The following is a 16,200-nucleotide window of genomic DNA, read 5'->3' as shown; positions in this document are numbered from 1 at the left end:
TTGCCTATTGCCTATTGCCTATTGCCTATTGCCTATTGCCTATTGCCTATTGCCTATTGCTAAATTAAGACGTTTGTACAAAGTATATAATGATCTATGATAACTTGTGCAAATTTTTAAAATTTCACTTTATTCTATATCATAATTGGTGATAAATAATCAATTTATTCAAATTACATTTTCTCAATTTGAGATAATAAAAAAAATTCCTATTTTTGTTTTTAATCAAAAAAGGCTTTTTTATGTTAAAGAAAACCGCCATTGTAAGTTTATTTACTCTTATTTCCGCTTCTTATATGGCTCAAAATACCACAGTAATACCCGTCTATTTAGATGAATCAAAACCTGTTGAACAGCGTGTTCAGGACGCTCTGTCTAAAATGACACTTGAGGAAAAAATCGCAATGCTTCACGCACAGTCGAAATTCAGTTCTCCCGGTGTACCGCGACTTGGAATTCCTGAATTCTGGACGACCGATGGACCTCACGGCGTACGTTCTGAAGTGAAATGGGACGAATGGGATCAGGCAGGATGGACCAACGATTCTATCATTGCGTATCCGGCACTGACAGCTCTTTCTGCGACATGGAACAAAAATATGTCATGGAATTACGGTAAAGCTTTGGGAGAAGAAGCCCGATACCGAAAAAAAGATATTCTTCTGGGACCCGGAGTCAATATTTACAGGACTCCGCTTAACGGAAGAAATTTTGAATATATGGGAGAAGATCCTTTTTTAACATCGAAGATGGTGGTGCCTTATATCAAAGGAGTTCAGTCTAATGGTGTTGCAACTTCTGTCAAGCATTATGCCTTAAACAATCAGGAAATGTTCCGTCATACCAGTAATGTAATCATTGATGACAGGGCTTTATATGAAATTTATCTTCCGCCATTCAAAGCAGCTGTAACTGAAGGAGATTCATGGACTATTATGGGCGCATACGATATGTACAAAGGACAGTATGCCAGCCAAAACCAATATCTTCTTAACGATATCCTGAAAAAAGAATGGAGTTATAAAGGTGTTGTGCTTTCGGACTGGGGAGCTGTCAACAATACGGAGCAGGCCATCCACAATGGGCTTGACCTTGAGTTCGGAAGCTGGACCAACGGCTTATCTGAAGGACATTCCAATGCATATGACAGTTATTATCTGGCACAGCCTTATTTAAAATTAATTAAAGAAGGAAAAGTTGGGACAAAAGAGCTTGATGACAAGGTAACCAGACTGTTACGTCTTGCCTATAAAACCACGATGAACAGGAATAAGCCTTTCGGAAATATCGCATCTGAAGAGCATAAAGCAGTAGCCCGGGAAATCGGTGAAGAAGGAATTGTACTATTAAAAAATCAGGGCAATGTACTTCCGATTGATATCAGCAAAGCCAAAAAAATCGCTGTCATTGGAGAAAATGCCATTAAAATCATGACGGTGGGCGGGGGCTCATCTTCTTTAAAGGTTAAATATGAGACTCTTCCTTTAGACGGAATTAAAGCAAGATTCGGAAAACAGGCTGATGTACAATATGCGAGAGGTTATGTAGGAGATATCGGCGGTGAATATAACGGCGTAAAATCCGGTCAGAATCTGAAGGAAGAACGTTCGCCTGAAGCTCTTCTGAATGAAGCTGTCGCACTGGCAAAGTCTTCAGATTATGTAATTTTCGTAGGCGGGCTGAATAAAGCAGATTTTCAGGACAGTGAAGGTAATGACAGAAAAAGCTACGGACTGCCGTATAATCAGGACAATGTAATCTCAGCGTTGGCAAAAGCCAATAAAAATCTTGCCGTGGTTCTTGTCTCCGGAAATGCAGTGGCAATGCCTTGGGTAAAAGAAGTTCCGACGATTGTACAAGCCTGGTATCTAGGGTCTGAAGCCGGGAATTCTATTGCTGCAGTTCTGGCAGGTGATGCAAATCCGTCAGGAAAACTTCCTTTTACGTTTCCTGTGAAACTTGAAGATAATGCAGCGCATCAGATGGGAGAATATCCCGGAAACAAAGAAGAACTGGCTGCAGGAAAGGGTAAAGACCAACAAAACCCTATCAATATCAAATATAATGAAGGTATTTTAGTAGGCTACAGATGGCATGACACGAAAAAAATCAAACCTTTATTCAGCTTCGGACATGGTTTAAGCTATACGACTTTCGAATTTGAAAAGGCTAAAGCTGATAAAACAACGATGTCTCAAGATGACAAAATTACATTCACCGTTTCTGTAAAAAATACAGGTAAAAGAGCCGGTGCGGAAGTGGCACAATTGTATATCAGCGACCTGAAATCATCCGTTCAGCGACCTACAAAAGAACTGAAAGGTTTTGAAAAAGTATTCCTGAAGCCGGGAGAGGAGAAAGAAGTAACATTTACCATTGATAAAACTGCTTTAAGCTTTTTTGATGCCGATAAGCACGAATGGGTAGCAGAACCTGGAGACTTCGAAGCTTTAATAGGAAATTCTTCAGATGCTATCAAAACGAAAGTAAAGTTTACACTTAAGTAAGCTGCTTATATATTTCTAAAACGCGAATGCCTGAATTTTTAATTCGGGCATTTTTTATTAATAGATATTTTCAGAAGCAATTACGTGCGATAACTAATATCTTGAAAACATTACTAAATATTTGAGTTGAATATACTACTCAATAATTACTTTCACATTTTTCATCTTCAAATTTTTAATAATAAAATAAGCCAATATACCCAACGCTGATAGTGAATAAGCAATCAAAATAAGTAAACTCAAATTTCCGACCGCCAGTTCTGAAGGATAAAGCTGACTCATTAATGTCATAAAAGATAATCCTATCCCTGCTCCTAAAAAATAGCTTGTAGAGCCAAGACTTGCTGCAACTCCATATTCTGAAGATTTTACATCCTGAATTCCTAAAACCGACAATGCCGTAAAACAGAATGTCATCCCGATACCTGAAATGCACGCTGCACCCAATAAAACCACTGCCAAAGGATGACCGAAATAAATAGAAATCAGTAAAGCCAAAGCACCACTCAACATAAAAGACCATCCAAAAATAGCCATCTGAGCAGAATTCAATCTTTTTGAAATATGGGGCAAAACAAATTTTGCTACCAATGCTGACATCACACTGAACGGAACCAGCATCAATCCTGCTTCAGCGGCACTATGACCCATGTCTTTCTGTAACATCAATGAAATAAGAAAGAGAAAACCAATAAAAAATGCCCCCAAAGCAACAAAAGCAATACTGGAAATCTTTAATGAGGTGCGTTTCAGCAATGACAGATCAATTAATGGTTGTGTTGCGGATTTTAAACGATAAAATAAAGTTGTTAAGAATAAAACCGCCATGATGAGAGAAGATGTAATTATCAGAGGATGTTCTTTTATATGAATTAATTCATGTGTTCCATACGTAAGACTCAGCAATCCTGAAACCAGTAAAATTCCTGACAGAAGGTCTGTCTTTTGAGATTTTTCTGAGCTTTCATCTTTAGGAAGATAATAATAAGCCAAAATTAAAGTCAAAACAAGAATTGGAACATTAATAAGAAAAACCCAGTGCCAGCTCAGGTATGTACTGATAATTCCGCCCAAAGAAAGCCCGCTTCCTGATCCGATTGCTGCAAATGAACTGAAAATCCCTACAGCACGGTTTCTTTCCTGATCGCCCGTAAAAGTATTAGTAACAATTGACATCGCTGAAGGCATAATGAATGCTGCTCCCAAACCCTGCAACGCACGGAATATCGCCAGTGTTCCAAAATCTGAAGATAATCCTGCCCCCAAAGATGTCAGCATAAAAACAAGTGCTCCTGAAAGAAAAATTTTCTTACGCCCGATCTGATCTGAAAGTTTACCTCCTATGATAAGAAAGCCGCCAAAGAATAATACATAAAGCGTCTGAAGCCATTGTACGGTATCTGTCCCAATACTGAACTGTTTCTGAATAGAAGGAATAGTGAGATTGATAATCGCAATATCTAGGGCCTCTACAAATGTTCCTGCTGATGCCAAAATTAAAATAATATTTCTTCTATCCATATAGTTCATTTATGCTGCAAAATTAACATTAACAGAACATAAATAAAAATTAAGTATTAAATTTGGAACATTATTTAAATTATCAAATAAATAAAAGAACAAATAACCTTTCATTAATTAACTTATTAAATAAAACAGAACAAATGACAACAGAAAACTATTCTCCGGATGAAAAAGATCTTTCAATTTTAAGAATTTTACAGAAAGATGCCAAACTTAGTGTAAGAGATATTGCTAACAGAATCAACCTGAGTCCTACGCCAACTCATGAACGCATTAAAAGAATGGAAAGACTGGGAATCATAAAGGAATATACGGCCGTCGTGGATCGTAAAAAAGTAAATAAAGGAATGATGGTGATCTGTATGATTGCTCTCAATGTTCACAACAAAAAAACTGCCGGTAAATTTATTGAAGAAGTCGGAAAGCTGAGAGAAGTCATAGAATTTTATAACATCAGCGGAGATTTTGATTTTATGCTGAAAATATTGGCTCCAAATATGGATGAATTTCATAAATTTTTTGTGAATAAATTATCCGAAATCGAAGGAATAGGACAGACGAAAAGCATTTTTGTAATGAACAGTATTAAAGAGAGCGTGCAGATCCTTTAACACTGATCCAAAATTATTATTAGAAAACCATTCATTTATAGAAAAATATAAGGATTCGGCACTTATTTTCAAAAAAAATATTAATATATTTGAATTATATAAAAATTGATGAAAATTATATAATGGAAATCGATAAAAAAAATGTAATTGTTATTGATGATCACAGCATTGTAAGACAGGGCATATATTTGCTCCTTAAAAAACATTTTCCCGAGATCTCCATTTTTGAAGCGTCTACATTAAATGAGGGCAGAACTATCATTAAAAGAGAAAATATAAATTTTATCATCCTTGACATTAATTTCCCTGAAGGCAACAGCCTGAATTTTGTCGAAAACCTTTCCTTAGAATATGATGGAGACATCAAAATCCTTATGTTTTCCGCATTGGATGAAGGCATCTATGCTTTCAAATTCATTAAAGCCGGAGCCAGCGGTTTTCTAAGCAAGCTATCTGAGCCCGAAGATATTATAAAAGCATTTAGTAAGTTCTTCGAATCCGGAAAATATATGAGCGAAAATCTTAAGGAAAAACTGCTCGACAATATAATAAGAAAAAACAACATCACACCGATTGAGCTTCTGTCTCTCCGTGAGCTCGAAATCGCAAGATTGTTGGCGGCGGGATTATCCAACAATGAGATCGCATCCAAACTTTATATTCACAAATCTACCGTAAGCACTTACAAAACAAGGATTTTTGAAAAGCTCGGAATCACAAATATTCCTGCCCTGCTGAATTTTTTCAGTCTCAATTAGTCGTAAAAGTAAGAATTACTTTTGTCCCTTTACCCATTACACTTCTTACTTCGATAGAAACATCTATAAGCGGAAGCATTTCTCTAATGATCTTCATACCCATTCTTGAGTCTCGAGAATATTCAGAATCATTGATTTTTTCTACTTCCTCCTGCGACATACCTCTGCCTGTATCTTCAATCACCAGTGTGCGTTTGTTTTCTTTATAACCGGTGTAAATATAGACAGCGCCCTCGTCCGTATATTTAATGGCATTATCCAGAATATTATGTATGATGATACTCAAAACATCCGTATTACTCACCACTTTATCTTTCTCTCCTATGTTATTCTGGATTTGAAGAGATTTAAAGGCTGCCGTATTTTTGAATATTGCTGACCTCTGATTTATAAAGTCGCGAAGTTTAATATTTTCTCTCGTGTGATAATTATCATAAATGAAAATTTTATTATAATTAATAGTAGACTCTATAAATTCCAATATCTGAGATGAAGATTCATTGATAGAATGTATTGTTTTTTTTTCGTGAGAATCGTCCTGTATATTTTCCAGAAGAATTCCCGCACTGATATTAATAAACTTCAACGGACTTTTGATATCGTGACTTATAGCCGCTACAAGCTTCTTTTGTCTGTAAAGCTGAGCATAAAGTTCTTCTCTGGTTTTAGAAAGAGATTTTATAGTATCTTTAAGCTCTTGTGTACGCTTTTCGATTCTCATGTTAAGAACGACTGACTCTCTTTGTATCCTTGCCATTCTCATTTTATAAATGACATAAAAAATAAGTAGCATAATAATTACTACAAACAATCTGAACATTTCCGTTTCCCAGAATGCAGGCCGAACGTCTATTTCTAAAGTTTTATATGTATAAGCAGATGAAAAGCTATTCAGTTTCCTGACATGAATCTCATGTCTGCCATTCGTAAGAGAATTGATATTAATAATACTATTTTCAGGAAGTGGCAACCATTTATCATCATCTATTTTATAGTCGATATAATCATTCCCGGGGTTTCCGAAGTCGATATAATCCACAAAAATTTTTACATATCCAAAATTCCTTTCAAGATTTAAAACATCACGGATATTTTTTTCCTTTTCGTTGATACTTACCCGGTCAATGTAGAAATCTTCGCCTGAAACAATAGGGAGAGCCTGTACAGTATTAATATAAATAAGGCCATTCATGGAAGGAAATACGACAAAGCCATTCTTTCTGATGCCGTTAATATTGGCACCTCCGTTGAATTCAGAGGTGAGAAGCCCATCTTTCAAGCTGTATTTATAAATATAAATATCAGGAGTACCCTTTAGATAAGCATCTATAAGCGTTTGTTTTTTTACCTGAAAAAGTCCAGAATTGGAAGAAAGCCAGTAATATCCTAAACCATCATCAATCACACTGTGAACCGATGCCAACAGAGGATTTTTCTGACGCATACTATATAACCTCCCGTTGTTATAAAGATAAAGTCCTTTACCGTAAGTCTGTACCCAGAAAAGATCATCTCCGTTATTATTGATACTTCTGAAATTCACATTGGGCATTATCATTTTCCGGACTCTTTTATTCTCATCAAAAAGATAAAGTCCTTTTTCCGTTGCCAGCAGAATTTTCTGATCGCTGACCTCAGAAATACCTTTCACTGAAACTTTAATATTGTAGAATTTCTCTTTTATGATCTTACTGTCTCTGATGATGATATAGCCAATCAGTTTTTCTCCTTTAAGATCAAGAGAAAGCCATACCTTATTACCCGGTAAACCGCTAATGGCATACACTGAAGATTGAATTCCGAAGTTTTTTAGAATAATATTTTTATTCCGAGACCAGAGATCAATCCGATGTTCACTTTTAAGGACAAATTCACCAGGATTCTCAAGCCTGACAATACCATACGTATTATTGTTAATAAAAGGTAAGCTTCCTTCATAACCATCAGCACCGAATATATCTCCATCCGCCGTTATCACTTCACGGTCGTTGTAGTCTGTGAGGGCATGAAAAATTGTTTTTCCGGCAGAAGTATTATATGCTTTAATAAATTTTTTCCTGAGCATCAGCATCCCTTTAGAGAAAGTACCCACAAAGAGGGTTTTAGTAGGCTTATCATAATACATACAAGTCACCGAGAGCCCTTTAAGCGTTTCACTGCCACAGATCAGGTTACATGTTACAGAACCGTTGATGTATTCTACAAGATATATTCGGCCATTATTTCTTATTAGTAGTTGTTTGTTTGGGTAATTGATGAAGTAATCAAAATCTTTTGCTTTGGCACCGATACCGGTTTTATATTCTTTTATTAAGCCATTTCTATCAATTTTTTCAACGACAGAACTGTTTCTGAAATAAAAAAGCTGATCGCCCAAGATAAAAAAACTGCCATAAAAATGACCTTTCAAGACTTTTATGAACTGTGATTTTTTACCTTTATTGTAGAAAAGACGATGATTATCCAGGCTATAATTTTCGTTCTTATTAAGAAAATAATGAAATTTTCCTTTTATTACACTCGCAGAGCTATCTCTTACCAGTTTATAAGCATTTTCATCTCCGTAATTTTTAAGCTCCTGTAAATTAGTGTTATCTTTTTTATCGACAATGGAGAAACTCCTTTTATGGATCATAGCGGGAATCGTCCCCGGGTTGTAGAAGTAGAATGTAAAAAGCCAGTCATCTTCGACACAACCGTCAATCAGTAGTGTTCTGTTTTCGATGCTTGGAAGCTGTATATCGTAGGTAATAAAATTTTTCCCGTCAAAACGCACAATACCGTTTTCTGTAGAAAGCCAGAGAAAACCGTATTTGTCTTTTACAATAGATTTTACAGTATTCTGTGGAAGCTTGCTGTCGTCAGCATTATACCATTTTTCATAGTAATTATCATCCTGTGCAGAGAATATAGTGAATAGCAGAACAAAAAACAGTATCCAAAGGTTTTTCATATTGTGTTTATATAATTAAATTCTGTAGTACTAGTACTACATGGTGTAGTATAAATACTAATTAAATTTTAAAATAGTATTACATCATGTAAACTTTCATAGAAATAACTTTGTGCCTGTAGTCTTACGATAAAACTTAACCAATGATTACCTTAAAACTTACTCAAAAATACGTCTTTTTACGATACCATTGTACTTGATAATTAAAAATATCAGTATGATATCGATTTTCTTTTAACAGATATAAAATAAAACTAGAACCTGAAAAACAAACAAATCATGAGAAAAAAATAAATCCTAAATCCGGAAAAACAGAATGAGAAGCAGATCATCAAAAAATAATAAAAAGATCTGTAGTAATACAAAAATAACTAATCCCGGAGCAGAACCGCTAAAATCCTTAATATAATGAAAGTATTATATGATCTGAAAAGCAACTGCATGATGTTTACCATTTCCTTACTGCAAACTACCAATAAACAACATAAGGAAATTCAACCAGGCGCAAATAAAACGATCTGCAAACCTAAGACAGGAAATTCATGAGAAGATATACAAATAAGGGGCGACAAAAATTCTAAAAACACATAATGATTAGTAGGATTCAGACATTGCAGAGATTTTCTCTCTGCAGTTCTGAACCAAAATGAGAACACAAATTCAATCATAAGACCTGACACAAATATGATAAAAATGAGTTTCGATAAATACCCCTTTACACCAAAAGTGTTTTTACTACAAGGGTTTTGAGTATGTAATTTTCGACAGCTTTATATGCATTAAGATTAGTGAAATACATTTAATTGCGGAGCGGCGGCTTCCTATCATCTATGAAAGCTCCTTTCCGCAACTCAAAACCAAGTTTTTATAGGGAGAAGTGTATAAAACATATTGCAGAAAATATTCTCTGCAATACTTTAAAAAGCCGGTAATGCAAAAAACAAAATAAACAAAACAGATCATATTATGGCATACTAAAATCTGAAAAAGTAATAAATAATAAAAAATCAGATATCGTAATGAGTAAGAAACTAAAGCTTCGTTATAAGTTTCTTCTGGGAAAAACCAAAAAGGAAATTTCCGGAGAGCTGGGGCTTGAGTATAATTATTACCCCTCTGACATCTGGTATTACGAAATTGCCATTACATTTTTTTTCAGAAAGACAACCCTGATCCTGTATTTTACAGAAGGCGTGGTAACCGGAATTAATATAAAAAAACATTATGGAAAGATCAATACCTAACTACAAAAAAATCTATGAGGATATCATCAACAGAAAATATCCTGACAAATATGAAGCATGCTCTTATCTTCTCAACAAAAGTGAAATTACGGCCATTGATGTTCTAAAGCTTAATGAGATCATTTTCGGAACAAATACTGAAACCGAAATCAATAACCGCAGGCACAAAAACTACGATCAGAATTCTATTATTAAAATTCTTGAATATCAGAAAAAGAATAAGCTTAGCAATGTACAGGTATCAAAAGATTTCAGCCTCAGCAGAAACACGGTGAGCAGATGGCGCAAAACATTTTCATACTAACTTATGCAGCTTACACTATCCAATAATTTTAGGGGAGTACTGTAAGCAGTTTCTCCTCACAACAGCCTTTTTTAGAATAGATTCTACCCCGTCCGACAGCTTTTTTTAAACCCCATCATTAGTTTCAGCGGTGTACTTATGTGACAGTAGAATATAAAATATCAGTTGTATATTTTATTCAGGATTAGTTTTGGTTGATAGTTTTTAATTTCCCTGCTATTCTAGAAAGGCTGATTTCTCTTAATTATAAATCTAATTGTACAGGAAGCCTTCTTCAACCACCCCATCAAAAATTCATTCTGAATTTTCGCCACCCTCCACCAAGAAGAACTTTTGTGACGTATTCAACTCTCCAGCGCTCACACTCTAAAACCATCAAACCCTCACCACTCATTTTGTCGTAGGAATCTCGGCAAAGCTCATAAAGTCAGCATGGAAAGATTCGTGCTTAGATCCCTACGGGATGACAATCGGAGTGGTTATAACGGTGGTATGTTATAAAAATCTTATTAGAACCACCCCGTCAAAAATTCATTCTGAATTTTGCCACCTTCCACGGAAGGGAATTTTTGTGACGTATTCAACTCTCCAGCGCTCACACTCTAAAACCATCAAACCCTCATCACTCACTTTGTCATTCTGTAGGAATCTCGGCAAAGCTCTTAGAGTCAGCATGGAAAGATCCGTGCTTAGATCCCTACAGGATGACAATCGGAGTGGTTATAACGGTGGTATGTTATAAAAATCTTATTAGAACCACCCCGTCAAAAATTCATTCTGAATTTTCGCCACCCCTCCATCGAGGGGAATATTTGTACCGTTTTCAACACTCGAACTCTCTCTAAAACACTCTCCCAAAAAAGTTAGCTGACCGAAGCCGAAGCCAAAACTCCGGCCTGTTCTGTAAAGAGATCGATAATACCATGAAACGATTACTTTACTCACAAAGCCGGAGGGTTCTTATATTAAAATTATCCTGTTAAAAGGCTATAAATTTCCGAGAGATGTTCTCATCGACCGATGAGAACACCTTATCACGCTCGAGATAACCTTCTTATCTCGCCCGATGAGAGCCCCTTTTGTCGGGCGACGAAAGCACCTCTCGGAAAATAGAGTCTTAAAATCTATGCTACCGTCAGTATTTTATCGAGAATAGCGGCTCTGGGGTCTTTTAATAAAGCCCCGCTGCTGTATTGCGTCACCACTTCTATGTTATAAGTTCCTGCGGGTAATTCGGGAATCAACACGATAACCTCCGAAGGATTATTGGTCACAATATCACTTTGCTCTACTTTAGTCCTGCTCTGTGTCGCAACATCTACAAAATAGATCCCTGCCGAAGGATCATCTCCTGCAACTTTGATCTTATGCCCCATAATCTTCAGGTTCCTGCCGGGCGTAAGAAGGTCATTCACGGAACCACTCTTCATATCCGTTACCTGCAAGATCACTGCGGAGGATTCTGCTACACCCAGGATTTCTACCTCAATATTGGGAATCTCTGCTCTCAACTTTTCTCCCTGATTGAACTTGAAAATAATGCTGTGCTTGTCTTTATTAAAAATCTCGGAGGGACTATCGAATACCCCGCGAATAGTGGTGCTTGCGGTAAAGTAGCCTGTATTAATAGAAAAGCCATCGCAAAGCTGATAGGCCATTTCTTTAAGAAAGAGTTCGGTGGCGTGTTCCATCGCAGAAGCAGAGATATCTGCACCGCCACGGGATACCGAAGCCTTACAAATCTGCCGGACATTAAGACTTCGCTCGCTCACCGTGCGTGCCGTGAAATCATTGAGATTGTCTTTGGTTAAAACGTTATCGTAGAGATATGCTTTGATTTTGTGTAAGATGTTTGACATTATTAGTGGTTTTTAAATGATTTTTAAATTTGTTATTAAATCCTCATAGGTTTTAGAAACCTATGAGGATTAGGATTCATTAATTTAGTTGTTGTCCGATTGCTGACGCGAGCGTCTTGCCAGCGGGGGATACTTAGTTAAAAATTACTCGTCATGGCTGTCCAGTTTATACCATCACTAATCCATAAGATCGTTTTTGTCTGATCGGTCGCATTCATAGTATAACTGGTAGCGGCTACCGTACTACCCCCATTAAAAATATTTCCTCCTGCAGTGGTTACAGTAATTGAACCGGATGTATTAATATTCCTGGTAAATATTATTGCTCCGGGATTGGTAACTGCTGAAGGGAGTACAAAATTTGTGGTTGCTGAAACAACTGTTCTATTTACGGCTGTTCCTGCTGTTGAAATATTTTGCACCCCACTAGAGATAATACCGTTTACGGTTAAAGTCGTAGCAGGGGCAGAAGTTCCAATCCCCACATTACCGGAAGACTTTATCACCATTCTGGAATCATAATCTGTTGCATTTCTTGTAAAGAATGAAAGTCCTGCATAGTTGTTGGTAAAGTCTCTGTCAATTCCTTGTATCGAAGCACCGGACGGATCTGTTGGATCTCCCCCTGGAACAAAATCAATAGAGGCAAAGAGGCTATTGTTAGTATGTATATTATTAAGGACAATATTTTTTGCTGTACCCTGACTACATCCCGAACCACAATTGACGATAGAAAAAGCAGCAATTGGAGTCGATTGTCCGGCGGGTGATGATACATGAAGATTAGCTTTTGGAACTGTCGCTATGGTTCCTATACCCACCCTATTATTCACCGCATCTACCGAAAAAGTACTACCATCCACCGAAAAATGGCTGGTTCCTGTAGTTGCAGAACTATTAAATGCAAGTGTATTGGCTGCCAAATTCACCGTTCTGTTGGAACTCAAACTTCCGTTTTCCGTGTACAGATTTATCATCGGGGATAAATAGGGAAATTCAGTTATATAATAATTCCTTGCCACATTTGAATTATTTGTTATAGTTAATGTATTTCCTGATATAGTAATGGTAGCAGGTAGCCCGGGATAACTGCTATCTGCACAAAGAATCATAGACCCGGTAAGATTATAGGATGAATTAGAAGTCATTGTTTCAGAACCGCCGCCATCGGGATTTCCTACGCCGGAACCTGTAATAAACGCTATGGTACTATTAGTTGTATCAAAATCAAAGTCTTTTTGCCAGTATCTTCCACAAAAACTAATAGCCGTGGCGATCCTAACCATTCCTTTTGTATTTGCAAACGTATAGGTTGCACTCGCTCCATTCGCAAGACTAGTAATAGTCGTTGATGCTCCTGCACCATAATTGGTATTTGAAGGGGCCCAATACAAGTCACCATTATCAGAGCTGGTTTTTAAAACTCTGTCTTTCATTCGATGTGGCAATTCGAAACGGGCAGAGTTCAGCAGATGTAAAGCAGCTTTGGGAGTTGTTGTTCCTATTCCGACATATTTACTCGTCTCATCCAAAGTGAGAATAGGAGAATAAACACCGGAAATTTTACTCTCTATAATCATTCCTTCAGTAGTACTGGTGTCTGATCCAGTGGAATGTCGTATCCGCATTCCCCAATTGGTACCGTTTTCATTAAATTCTATGCTTCCCCCTTTATTCACTTCGTTAGCTGCTGAGTGTATACGCAACACAGGATTATCGCCACCCCGAAGACGAATTTCAGAACCTATTACGTCTAAATTAGTTGTAGGTGTATTTGTTCCGATACCTACCTTTCCATCGTCTTTTACTACAAAATCGGTTCCTACAGCTCTTGTTGTACCATCCGCTTTTGCTCCAAGTTTTACCATTGAGTTAGTCGTATCATTTACCCAGGCATCATTGGTGCTATCTCCTGAAGAAGTTTCCAATATTCTTTGCCATGCACCGCCATCAAAATAATAATATCCAGCAGCGGTAATATTAGCCGTTGCCCCGGTAGGATTGGTATCAGCTGAAGAGGCATAAACAATAAGTCCTTTCTGTGCCGCTCCATAGACGGCGTTGGCTGTTGCAGTATGGATATTATCACCGGATAATTTTGGGATAATCAATCCTTCGGGTTTGCTGCCATCGCTGGTTTTGGCAGTAATGTCGAGGGTTGATTTCGGGGAAGTGTTATTAATCCCCACTTGAGCATATATAGTCATACTTATTAGCATAACCACGATTGTAAGTATATTTTTCATGTTTAAAAATTAGTTGGTTTAATGTAAGCATTTATCACTTCTTGATAAATGATATCAGTTTTTAGCATATATTCAAAATACAATAAAGACTTCTACAAAAAGAACGTCCTTAATGAAATTCATTCAAATGAATCTGTTATTCGTAAGCAGGTTTTATGTAATATATTTTTATGGATTACTATCCCCGCTCTAATATTAAACAATGTATTTACCGGGTGGCGGACGACAACAAAAGAATATGCAGATTTTATTTAAAGATAAGCTGTTGTAGAAAGACCATAGAAAAAGCATCATTGCCAGCAGGAGCAACAGATCATAAAAAAACGGAGCAACAAGAATCCCATACCCTGAAATCTTGTTGTGGCATAATATACCCATCCAACGGTTACTGCCGGAAATACCCCAGGTATGCCTTTTCGGGTGGTTGGATCGGTAGCTATAAGCCAAAGTTTTAGAGTTACCCTTTCTAAAGTGACAGGCCTGTTCTTTCACTTTCTTTTTCCTGAAATGGCTGCTACTCTCTTTATGCTTATCTGAAACAGAAGCTTGTTTTAGCCCAGCATTCTCGGACAGTTCAGCAGAGTAAATAAAAGCGCCGTCACTGACATATATGTTAAACCGTTCTTCCGAAAATATCTGTGCTTTAACCATTAAACTGCTAAACCATAGTATAAGCAAAAGCACCCTCGTTAGATTGCGAAAGGTATGCCTGCTCAGTACTAATGTTTTAACTTTCATGTCAATATATTGTTTATGGCTCAGTTTGATTCTTTACCCTTCCGGGTGTTGTTATGGTGATTTTACAATTATTCCAATCCCTACATTATCAATTATTAGTATAACTAGGTACCAAAAATGCATATGTCATTACCATGTGATAAAGATATTTTAATTGTTAAAATAAAATTGTACAATTATTACGACGTTAGGGTTCAATTAAAACTACAAGCTATAAAACTTATACTACATTTTGACCTGAGAATAGGCTTGATTTCGGGAATAGTAGAGTTTTAGAGCATGAGTGTGAGAATTATTCTTTTTGATATCAAGCAGATAATCTGCTGTTTTCCTGTAGAGACACAAGAACACAATAATCTTCTTTAAATGATGGTGAGATTTTTCAACGACAATCAATACTATTTCCTCACTGGATATAGTATCAATCTTACCCGAAATGCAGGATCAGTTCTCCTGATGGCGGTTTATTTTAAGTTCCCTTTCCACATCACTGATTTCAGGAAGTGCCGAATTATAGCTTTCATCAATGTATTTTAAGATTTCTTCATCTTCTTCCGGGTCGAGCTTTCTGATAAAAAGCTGATTGTTATTTTTAAGATCTTCAATCTGTTCTCCGGAGTTACGCCCGGAAACAGATACCGCTCGTTTATCATCATTTACAATAATCTCACTGAAAACCGTATTCATGAGAACAGTCTGAAAATAGGAATCTCCGGGAAGAAAAGTATGCAGGTAAAAGTCTTCAAAAAGCATTACTTTATCATTCGCACTGAAGAACCGGCAGGTTTCACGGGTAAAAATCACCCATTTGCCACCGATATAGGGTACCACGCCTTTCATAAATTCTCTTTTGTATATGAGAGAGGAAATTTTGTAAGCGAGTTCGGTGAAGTGATTATGGATTCTCTGTAGTGTATCGGGTCTGTAAAATTTCTGATCGTAATAAAAGAGATAGTTCTTATTTCTGTTCTGTCCGAGGAATTTACGAATGATTTTCTGTGATTTGAGAGGCTGGTCTTCTCCGCTGAGGTTGATGAAAAAATCCCAACCTTCATTTACATTTAAAAGAAACTCCATGGCATTGATCTCTGTCTGAATAATGCTGAATCCTCCCGGATTGATATTCATACTTTCTAAGATATACGCATTGGGAAACCGGATGAGAAACTGCTGAATTTCTTCGGTAAATAAAGATTTTGCCTTCCGGTCGATATGAATAAGATAAACCTGATCCCGCGTATAGATCTTCTGAAAAAGGCTTTTGAACTTCTCCGGCTGATGATGCACCATAATAAAGTAAGCAATCTTTACCGGCAATCCGGAAGTCATTGCCAGGGATTCCGTCTGAACCTGGGTTTCGGGGATATATGTTTGCATTTTTTGGAGACTAAAAATCATCCGCACTATGCAAACAATTTGTTTCAGTGGGCGTAAGCTACGATTATATTTTTGATAA

Annotated in this window: 12 protein-coding genes; 6 read left to right on the top strand and 6 right to left on the bottom strand. The window is 36.8% G+C overall.

Annotated elements, in window-relative coordinates; translation table 11 throughout:
* Positions 1-242: 242 nt before the first annotated feature.
* Positions 243-2,507, top strand: a complete 2,265-nt coding sequence (locus BLR30_RS13635; protein ID WP_089859933.1) for a glycoside hydrolase family 3 C-terminal domain-containing protein — start codon at positions 243-245, stop codon at positions 2,505-2,507.
* Between the two features lie 135 nt (positions 2,508-2,642).
* On the opposite strand, the gene BLR30_RS13630 is transcribed toward BLR30_RS13635, so the two are convergent.
* Positions 2,643-4,028: an MFS transporter gene (locus BLR30_RS13630; protein ID WP_089859930.1), complete on the bottom strand. Its 1,386-nt coding sequence runs from the start codon at positions 4,026-4,028 to the stop codon at positions 2,643-2,645.
* A gap of 143 nt (positions 4,029-4,171) precedes the next feature.
* On the opposite strand from BLR30_RS13630, the gene BLR30_RS13625 reads away from it, so the two are divergent.
* Both BLR30_RS13625 and BLR30_RS13620 read left to right on the top strand, forming a co-directional pair.
* Positions 4,172-4,642 carry an Lrp/AsnC family transcriptional regulator gene (locus BLR30_RS13625; protein WP_089860089.1) on the top strand — a complete coding sequence of 157 codons (471 nt, stop codon included), beginning with the start codon at positions 4,172-4,174 and terminating at the stop codon, positions 4,640-4,642.
* A gap of 122 nt (positions 4,643-4,764) precedes the next feature.
* Entirely contained in the window at positions 4,765-5,400 is a 636-nt protein-coding gene (locus BLR30_RS13620; protein WP_089859927.1) for a response regulator, read from the top strand.
* On the opposite strand, the gene BLR30_RS13615 is transcribed toward BLR30_RS13620, so the two are convergent.
* On the bottom strand, positions 5,393-8,353 hold the full coding sequence (locus tag BLR30_RS13615; protein ID WP_089859924.1) for a sensor histidine kinase: 2,961 nt from the start codon (positions 8,351-8,353) through the stop codon (positions 5,393-5,395). The genes BLR30_RS13620 and BLR30_RS13615 overlap by 8 nt on opposite strands.
* Positions 8,354-8,761: 408 nt before the next feature.
* Between BLR30_RS13615 and BLR30_RS17800 the strand changes: the two genes are divergently transcribed.
* From BLR30_RS17800 to BLR30_RS13605, 3 genes are all read left to right on the top strand, one after another.
* On the top strand, positions 8,762-8,899 hold the full coding sequence (locus BLR30_RS17800) for a hypothetical protein (RefSeq protein WP_175443669.1): 138 nt from the start codon (positions 8,762-8,764) through the stop codon (positions 8,897-8,899).
* A 473-nt stretch (positions 8,900-9,372) separates the two neighbouring features.
* Positions 9,373-9,597 (top strand): hypothetical protein, encoded by a 225-nt coding sequence (locus tag BLR30_RS13610; RefSeq protein WP_089859921.1) that lies wholly within the window; start codon positions 9,373-9,375, stop codon positions 9,595-9,597.
* Complete coding sequence (locus BLR30_RS13605) at positions 9,578-9,901, top strand: transposase (protein ID WP_089859918.1); 324 nt, start codon at positions 9,578-9,580, stop codon at positions 9,899-9,901. The genes BLR30_RS13610 and BLR30_RS13605 overlap by 20 nt, the downstream gene beginning before the upstream one ends.
* A gap of 1,124 nt (positions 9,902-11,025) precedes the next feature.
* Here the strand turns inward: BLR30_RS13605 and BLR30_RS13600 are convergent.
* The 4 genes from BLR30_RS13600 to BLR30_RS13585 all read right to left on the bottom strand — a co-directional run bounded on the left by BLR30_RS13600 (position 11,026) and on the right by BLR30_RS13585 (position 16,121).
* Positions 11,026-11,760, bottom strand: coding sequence for a DNA-binding domain-containing protein (locus tag BLR30_RS13600; RefSeq protein ID WP_089859916.1), 735 nt, complete (start codon positions 11,758-11,760; stop codon positions 11,026-11,028).
* Positions 11,761-11,897: 137 nt separating this feature from the next.
* Entirely contained in the window at positions 11,898-14,006 is a 2,109-nt protein-coding gene (locus tag BLR30_RS13595; RefSeq protein WP_089859913.1) for a hypothetical protein, read from the bottom strand.
* 195 nt (positions 14,007-14,201) lie between these two features.
* Positions 14,202-14,744: a hypothetical protein gene (locus BLR30_RS13590; protein ID WP_139164633.1), complete on the bottom strand. Its 543-nt coding sequence runs from the start codon at positions 14,742-14,744 to the stop codon at positions 14,202-14,204.
* A 444-nt stretch (positions 14,745-15,188) separates the two neighbouring features.
* On the bottom strand, positions 15,189-16,121 hold the full coding sequence (locus tag BLR30_RS13585; RefSeq protein ID WP_089859906.1) for a beta-1,6-N-acetylglucosaminyltransferase: 933 nt from the start codon (positions 16,119-16,121) through the stop codon (positions 15,189-15,191).
* Positions 16,122-16,200: the final 79 nt, after the last annotated feature.

It is taken from the genome of Chryseobacterium taeanense (assembly GCF_900099685.1).
Classification (GTDB): Bacteria; Bacteroidota; Bacteroidia; order Flavobacteriales; family Weeksellaceae; genus Chryseobacterium; species Chryseobacterium taeanense.
This window is presented reverse-complemented; position numbering and strand designations above follow the sequence as displayed.

Bases quoted from the DNA above. Each gene is read 5' to 3' on its own strand.
- BLR30_RS13595 (WP_089859913.1), bottom strand. From the start codon at position 14,006: ATGAAAAATATACTTACAATCGTGGTTATGCTAATAAGTATGACTATA.
- BLR30_RS13635 (WP_089859933.1), top strand. From the start codon at position 243: ATGTTAAAGAAAACCGCCATTGTAAGTTTATTTACTCTTATTTCCGCT.
- BLR30_RS13615 (WP_089859924.1), bottom strand. From the start codon at position 8,353: ATGAAAAACCTTTGGATACTGTTTTTTGTTCTGCTATTCACTATATTC.
- BLR30_RS13605 (WP_089859918.1), top strand. From the start codon at position 9,578: ATGGAAAGATCAATACCTAACTACAAAAAAATCTATGAGGATATCATC.
- BLR30_RS13600 (WP_089859916.1), bottom strand. From the start codon at position 11,760: ATGTCAAACATCTTACACAAAATCAAAGCATATCTCTACGATAACGTT.
- BLR30_RS13630 (WP_089859930.1), bottom strand. From the start codon at position 4,028: ATGGATAGAAGAAATATTATTTTAATTTTGGCATCAGCAGGAACATTT.
- BLR30_RS17800 (WP_175443669.1), top strand. From the start codon at position 8,762: ATGAAAGTATTATATGATCTGAAAAGCAACTGCATGATGTTTACCATT.
- BLR30_RS13620 (WP_089859927.1), top strand. From the start codon at position 4,765: ATGGAAATCGATAAAAAAAATGTAATTGTTATTGATGATCACAGCATT.
- BLR30_RS13585 (WP_089859906.1), bottom strand. From the start codon at position 16,121: ATGCAAACATATATCCCCGAAACCCAGGTTCAGACGGAATCCCTGGCA.
- BLR30_RS13610 (WP_089859921.1), top strand. From the start codon at position 9,373: ATGAGTAAGAAACTAAAGCTTCGTTATAAGTTTCTTCTGGGAAAAACC.
- BLR30_RS13590 (WP_139164633.1), bottom strand. From the start codon at position 14,744: ATGAAAGTTAAAACATTAGTACTGAGCAGGCATACCTTTCGCAATCTA.
- BLR30_RS13625 (WP_089860089.1), top strand. From the start codon at position 4,172: ATGACAACAGAAAACTATTCTCCGGATGAAAAAGATCTTTCAATTTTA.